The sequence below is a fragment of the Amycolatopsis sp. NPDC043887 genome (genome assembly GCF_056435665.1).
Map to the genome: position 1 here is coordinate 23688 of NZ_JBWKEB010000008.1, position 6742 is coordinate 30429.

6 protein-coding genes are annotated in these 6742 nt (G+C 69.8%); 4 read left to right on the plus strand and 2 right to left on the minus strand.

All coding sequences use genetic code 11. From position 1 onward, the window contains the following. Positions 1–67: 67 nt before the first annotated feature. Together AC069H_RS21800 and AC069H_RS21805 are read left to right on the plus strand one after the other, a co-directional pair. Entirely contained in the window at positions 68–1093 is a 1026-nt protein-coding gene (locus AC069H_RS21800) for a 6-phosphofructokinase (protein WP_340683255.1), read from the plus strand. Positions 1094–1224: 131 nt separating this feature from the next. Further along, positions 1225–2742: an amidohydrolase family protein gene (locus tag AC069H_RS21805; RefSeq protein WP_478233624.1), complete on the plus strand. Its 1518-nt coding sequence runs from the start codon at positions 1225–1227 to the stop codon at positions 2740–2742. 74 nt (positions 2743–2816) lie between these two features. Here the strand turns inward: AC069H_RS21805 and AC069H_RS21810 are convergent, their stop codons facing one another. Next, entirely contained in the window at positions 2817–4259 is a 1443-nt protein-coding gene (locus AC069H_RS21810) for an aromatic amino acid ammonia-lyase (protein WP_478230004.1), read from the minus strand. Between the two features lie 38 nt (positions 4260–4297). After that, positions 4298–4768, minus strand: coding sequence for a group II truncated hemoglobin (locus AC069H_RS21815; RefSeq protein ID WP_478230005.1), 471 nt, complete (start codon positions 4766–4768; stop codon positions 4298–4300). Positions 4769–4872: 104 nt separating this feature from the next. On the opposite strand from AC069H_RS21815, the gene AC069H_RS21820 reads away from it, so the two are divergent. Continuing rightward, a complete protein-coding gene (locus AC069H_RS21820) occupies positions 4873–5214 on the plus strand; it encodes a winged helix-turn-helix transcriptional regulator (protein ID WP_465434609.1) in 342 nt (113 codons plus the stop codon). A 210-nt stretch (positions 5215–5424) separates the two neighbouring features. Continuing rightward, positions 5425–6645 carry a glycoside hydrolase family 18 protein gene (locus AC069H_RS21825; protein ID WP_478233625.1) on the plus strand — a complete coding sequence of 407 codons (1221 nt, stop codon included), beginning with the start codon at positions 5425–5427 and terminating at the stop codon, positions 6643–6645. The last annotated feature ends 97 nt before the right edge of the window (positions 6646–6742 follow it).

Genomic DNA, 6742 nt, shown 5'->3' on the forward strand with positions numbered 1-6742 from the left:
CTCCCGCTACGCTGGTGGCGGGACATGTGACTGTCATCTCTACGGAACACAAAGACGGAGGCTTCTCATGCGTGTCGGTGTGCTGACCGGCGGTGGCGACTGCCCGGGGCTCAACGCGGTGATCCGCGCTGTGGTGCGCAAGGGCATCGAGGTACACGGCTGGGACATCGTCGGGTTCCGCAACGGCTGGAACGGTCCCCTCACCGGGGACAGCCGCCCGCTCGGCCTGAACGACGTCGAGGACATCCTGACCCGAGGCGGCACGATCCTGCGGTCGTCGCGGACCAACCCGTACAAGGTCGACGGCGGCGTCGGCAAGATCAAGGCCGTGCTCGCCGAGCAGCAGGTCGACGCGCTGATCGCGATCGGCGGCGAGGACACTCTCGGCGTCGCGAAGCGGCTCACGGACGACGGTGTCGGCGTCGTCGGGGTGCCCAAGACGATCGACAACGACCTCGGCGCCACCGACTACACCTTCGGCTTCGACACGGCCGTCTCGATCGCCACCGAGGCCATCGACCGGCTGCACACCACGGCCGAGTCGCACCACCGGGCCCTGGTCGTCGAGGTCATGGGACGGCACGCGGGCTGGATCGCGCTGCACTCCGGTCTCGCCGGCGGCGCGAGCGTGATCCTGGTGCCGGAGCGGCACTTCAGCGTCGACCAGGTCGTGTCCTGGGTCGAGCGCCGGTTCGAGAAGGAGTACGCGCCGATCATCGTGGTCGCCGAGGGCGCGCTGCCCGAAGGCGGCGAGGAGAAGCTGCTGACCGGGGAGAAGGACGCCTTCGGGCATGTCCGGCTCGGCGGTATCGGCACCTGGCTGGCCGACGAGATCGCCGCCCGTACCGGCAAGGAGTCCCGCGCGGTCGTGCTCGGGCACGTCCAGCGCGGTGGCACCCCGACGGCGTACGACCGCGTGCTCGCCACCCGGTTCGGGCTCAACGCGGTCGACGCCGTGGCCGACGGTGACTTCGGCGTGATGGTGGCGCTGCGCGGCACGGACATCGTCCGCGTCAAGCTCTCCGAGGCGACCGCCGAGCTGAAGACCGTCCCGGTCGAGCGGTACGAAGAGGCCGAGGTCTTCTTCGGCTGAGCCCTGTTTCAGGAGTAGGCCCCTTACTTTGTGCTGTGTTCGGGTAAGGGGCCTTCGTTTTCTTGCGGCCCCGCCTCCGCGACAAGTTGAATCGCCCTCTGGGGATCCGGGCGAAAGGGACGGCGGTTCTCATGGCGGGTGCGGGATCCAGTAGGCGCGAATTCCTGAGGTGGCTGGCCGTCGGCGGGACCGGAGTGGCCTTCGCCGCGCTGCTGCCCGGCACGGCAGGTGCCGACCAGGGCGAGATCGTCGTCATCGCCGAGGTCACGCTGATCGACGGCACGGGTTCGGCTCCACGGCCCGGCGTTTCGGTCGTGCTGGCCGGTGACCGGATCGTCTGGGTGGGCGGCTCCGCCGAGCTTCCGGAAACCGGTGGCGCGCGGGTGATCGACGGCCGAGGCAAGTACCTCCTTCCGGGGCTCTGGGATATGCACACCCACAGCGCGGACCTCGAAGAAGTCGTCCCGCCCCTGCACCTGATCCACGGTGTCACGGGGGTCCGCGAGATGTGGGGGTACGCGGAGAACCGCGAGACGAAGGCCAAGATCGAACGCGGTGAGCTGCTCGGCCCGCGGATGGTGCTGGCGAGCGGGATCGTCGACGGGCCGGTCACGCTTCTGGCGCCACCGGTGCTCCATGTGTCGACGGCGGCCGAAGCACGCGCCGTCGTCCGTGCGGAGAAGGCCGCGGGTGCCGAATTCGTCAAGACCTACTCCTACCTCGGACGCGACGCCCTGCGCGCCATCGCGGACGAATCCCGCGCGCAGGGCCTCCGGTTCTCGGGGCACTGGCCGTACAAACTGTCCCACCTTGAGGTGAGCGACCTCGGCCAGCACAGCCTCGAGCACTTCTTCGGGGTGTCCGTCCACTGCTCGTCCCGGTGCGACGAGATCCTCGACAGGTTGTCGGCGACGCCCTACGACCCCGCGGAGCCGCGTGCCTTCTTCGACCTGGCGCGGCGGCTGGAGTTCGAATCGGTCACCACGTACGACCGCGGCCGGGCGCAGGCCTACTTCGGCAGGCTGCGGCGCAACGGCACCTGGCATTCGCCGACGCTGACGATCAACCGGGTGGTCACGCAGCCCGCCGAGACCCACCAGCACGACCCGCGGCTGAAATACGTGCCTGCCGGCGTCCGCGAGAGCTGGGCCAAGGGCATCGAACGGGTGACGCCCAAGACTCCGGCGGATATCGCCCTGCAGGAGCGCTATTACCAGGAGACGCTGCGGCTGGTCGGCGTCGCGCACGAAGCGGGCGTCGGGCTCATCGGCGGCACCGACTGCCTCAACCCGTACGCCTTCCCCGGCAGCGGGCTGCACGAGGAACTCGCCTTCCTGGTCGAGGCCGGGCTTTCGCCGGTGCAGGCGCTGAAGACCGTCACGGGTGACGCGGCGAAGTTCCTCGGCAGGGAAGCGACGTCGGGCACGGTGACGGTGGGGAAGGAGGCGGATCTCGTGCTCCTGGACGCGAACCCGGCCACCGACATCCGCAACGTCGCGAAGATCGACACGGTGATCACCCGCGGCCGGGTCCTCGACAAGGCGGAGCGCCTGCGGATGCTCGACGCCGTCGAGGCGGCCGCGAACCGGCCGGCGCCGGCCACGAGCGCCCGCCTCCACTCCCTCGCCCTGCGGGGTTGCTGCTGCTGACCTCCCGCATTTCGTCCTCTGAACGCGGTAGTTGGCGACGCGAACCACCGCGTTCAGAGGACGAAATGCAGGAGTCAGACGAGCGCGAGGGTGTCCAAAAGCGACACGGCGCGGGCGATGTCCTCGGTGAGCGGCCGATCGTCGACGCTGGGGTCGAGCACCGCCGCGGCTGCCTCGTAGGCGTCCCGCGCGGGCAGGGACACGAGATCGGCCTTGCGCATCCGCAGCGCCCGCACGGCCGCGACCAGTTCGCACGCCAGCACCTGCTGGTACGCCGAGCCCGCCGCGGTCGCCGCCCGGGCGGCCTGGGTGGAGAAGCTCGCGTGGTCCTCGATCCCGCGTGAGACGACGGCGGTGCCGAGCGTCGCCGGGAGCGCGGCCTGCCGCAGTTCGGTGAGCGCGTCATGCGCGACGTACTCCAGGATCATCACGCCCGAACTGCCCGACGGCCCGGCCGCGAGGAACGGCCGCAGCCCGGTGAACTCCGGCTCCACCAGATCGCCCAGCCGGGCCACCGACAGCTCGGCGACCTGATGGACGGTCGCGCGCACCTGGTCGAGCGCGGTCGAGACGTACGCGGTGTGGAAGTGCGCGTGGTGGTAGGCGTCCTGGTGCACCGTCGAGATCATCGGGTTCTCGGTGCTGGCGTTGATCTCCACCGCGAGCACGTCGCGCAGGTAGTGGATCGCGTCCAGCGCGGGTCCCTGCACCTGCGGGAAAGCGCGAAGGCCGAACGGGTCCTGGATACGCCTGCCGGGCTTGGGCGTGCCCTCCATCCCGAGCAGCCGCCGCATCTCCGCCGCGCACGCGACCTGCCCGGCGTGCGGCCGCGCCTCGTGGACGGGAGTCGCGTAGGCCTCCGGGTTCCCGTCGAGCGCGATGTAGGTCAGCGCCGCGACGACATGGCTCGCCCGCGTCAGGGTGTCGAGCCGCATCGCCGCGAGGGTCGCTTCGGCCAGCGTCGCGGCGTTGCTGCTCATGAACGCGAGCGCGTCACCTGCCCGCACGGGCACGGGAGGCACACCGCCTGCCAGCCACGGCCGTTCGCCGGTGAGGGCGAGCGCGGTCTCCGCGAGCGGCGCGAGGTCGCCGGTGCCGATCGCGCCCAGCCGGTGCACCAGCGGCAGCGCCCCGGTCCGCACGGCGGCGGCCAGCGCCCCGATCAGCTCGGGACTGAGCCCCGAGCGTCCGGCCAGCAGCTGGTTGAGCCGGATGAGCATCATCGCCCTGGTTTGGCCGGGGGACATGACGTCGCCGCTGCCACCCGCGTGACTGCGCAGCAGCCGCAGCCCGTGATCCGGCGATTCGCCCTCGCCGACCGGGTCCTCCTTGTTGGCGCCGACGCCGGTGGTGCGGCCGTAGACGATGCGGCGCGTGCTCAGCTCTTCGGCGAGTTTCCACGCGCTTTCCGCGCCGCGCAGCGCGGCGATCGAGACGTCGATGCCCAGCGGACCCTCGGTGCTCGCGGCGGTCACGACGTCCGCGCAGCGCAGGGTCCGGCCGTCCACCCGGATCACGGCGGCCTCCTTTCGTGACCGCCCCACTATGAACGCCTTCAGTCCGACGGCGGCTGCCAGGGCGGCCGGTTGCCCCAGTCCCATTTCGGCATGGGCTCGGGAACGGTCACCTCTCGGCCTGGTTGCGAGAACATCACCGCGAGCCTGCTGCCCCATTCGACATACGCGGCGAACGCGGAACGGAACTCCGGATCGGCGGGCAGCCCGGCCTCGTCGGCGGCGTCGAAGAGCAGATTCACCCAGCGGCGGCGCTGCTCTTCGGTGATTGCGCGGCCGAGATGGCGCCCGACCATGTGCCGGTGGCCGCCGTGGTCGTGACTGTAGGTCTCCGGGCCGCCGAACACCTCGGCGAGCCAGACCGCGACGTGCTCGGGGTGGCCGGGGTCCATGTCGCGGAAGACCGGTTCCAGCAACGGGTCCTTCAGCACGCGGCCGTAGAAGACGGTGGTCAGCCGTCGCAGGGCGGCCAGTCCGCCCGCCCATTCGTACAACGTCGGCGTCTCGGTCACGTAGGGTCCTCCCAGCGGCGCTGATCTTGCGGTCCGGCAAGGCAACCACCCCGGATCGCTCGGGACAACCGCTTACTTTTCGGTGCGTGCCAACGGGAGTGACGATGAAGCGGTACCGCTGCGCGGTCGAGCTCGCGGTCGACGTCATCGGCGGCAAGTGGAAGCCGGTGATCCTGTCGCATCTGAAGGAAGGGGTGCACCGGTACGGCGAGCTCCGGCGCCGGATGCCGGGCGTCAGCGAGAAGATGCTGACCCAGCACCTGCGCGAACTGGAGGCGGACGGCCTCGTGCTCAGGGAGAGCCGGGAGGGGCGGGTGCCGCACGTCGAGTACCGGCTCACCGAGGAAGGGGAACGGTTACGCCCCGCACTCGAAGCGCTCTACGACTGGGGGACTCGGCGCGCTGCGGACCGCGGTATCGCTTTCGAGCCGTTACCCATTCACTGACTGTTGCCGTTCCGCTATGGCCGAGTGGCTCCGCTGGAGGGCCTTGACCGGCTCGGCGAGGCGTTCGGCATATTCCCATCGGGGAATGTTCGAAAATGTCCATCCGAAAGTCGTGGTCTGCACCATTGACGAAGTGGTCTAGTCCACTTAACTTGTGCGTGTCCCGCCGCAGTCCTCTCGTCACCGCTGGTGACCGTGAAGGGAGAACGCATGTCCCGTTTGACCAGGTTCACCGCGCTCGCGGGTGCCGCGGCCGTCGCGCTGGGCGCGCTGGCCGTCGCCGCACCGGCGCAGCAGGCGGCAGCCGCACCGGAAGCACCGGAGGCCTCGGTCGGCAAGGTGCTCGGGTACTTCGCCGAATGGGGCGTCTACCAGCGGAACTACCATGTGAAGAACATCGACACGTCGGGTTCGGCGAGCAAGCTGACGCATATCAACTACTCGTTCGGCAACGTGACGAACGGTGGTTGCGCGATCGGCGACGCGGAGGCGGCGACCAGCAAGTTCTACGACGCCGCGGGCAGTGTGGACGGTGTCGCCGACAGCTGGGACACCGGCGCGCTGCGCGGGAACTTCAATCAGCTGAAGAAGCTCAAGGCCAAGTATCCGAACCTCAAGGTGCTGTGGTCCTTCGGCGGCTGGACCTGGTCCGGAGGCTTCGGCGAGGCGGCGAAGAACCCCGCCAAGTTCGCGGAGTCCTGCTACAACCTGGTCAACGACCCGCGCTGGGCCGGTGTCTTCGACGGCATCGACATCGACTGGGAGTACCCGAACGCCTGCGGACTCTCGTGTGACACCAGTGGACCGGCCGCGATCAAGAACCTCGCGCAGGCCCTGCGGGAGAAATTCGGCTCGAAGCTGGTCACCGCCGCGATCACCGCGGACGGCACCGACGGCGGCAAGATCGACGCGGCGGACTACGGCGGCGCCTCGCAGTACTTCGACTGGTACAACGTCATGACCTACGACTACTTCGGCGCCTGGGCCGCGCAGGGCCCGACCGCCCCGCATTCGCCGCTGACCGGCTACGAGGGCATCCCGACCGCCGGCTTCCACTCCGACGCCGCGATCCAGAAGCTGAAGAGCAAGGGCATCCCGGCGAACAAACTGTTGCTGGGCATCGGGTTCTACGGTCGCGGCTGGACCGGCGTCACTCAGGAGGCCCCGGGTGGCACCGCTACCGGTCCGGCGGCGGGCACCGAGCCGGGCATCCAGGACTACAAGGTCCTGAAGAACACCTGCCCGGCCACCGGCACCGTCGCGGGCACCGCCTATGCCAAATGCGGCAGCGACTGGTGGAGTTACGACACCCCCGCGACCATCGGCGGCAAGGTCACCTACGCCAAGAACCAGGGGCTCGGCGGCGCCTTCTTCTGGGAGCTGTCCGGTGACACCACCGACGGCGAGCTGATCACCGCGCTGGCCAGGTAAGCCTCCCTCGGGCGCGGGGGGGGGGGAAACCCCCCCCCCCCCGCCCCGGGGGGGGGGGGGTCGCACGCCTCTGTTGTGGGGGAGGAGGGGGGTATTC

Bases quoted from the DNA above. Each gene is read 5' to 3' on its own strand.
- AC069H_RS21800 (WP_340683255.1), top strand. From the start codon at position 68: ATGCGTGTCGGTGTGCTGACCGGCGGTGGCGACTGCCCGGGGCTCAAC.
- AC069H_RS21825 (WP_478233625.1), top strand. From the start codon at position 5,425: ATGTCCCGTTTGACCAGGTTCACCGCGCTCGCGGGTGCCGCGGCCGTC.
- AC069H_RS21805 (WP_478233624.1), top strand. From the start codon at position 1,225: ATGGCGGGTGCGGGATCCAGTAGGCGCGAATTCCTGAGGTGGCTGGCC.
- AC069H_RS21820 (WP_465434609.1), top strand. From the start codon at position 4,873: ATGAAGCGGTACCGCTGCGCGGTCGAGCTCGCGGTCGACGTCATCGGC.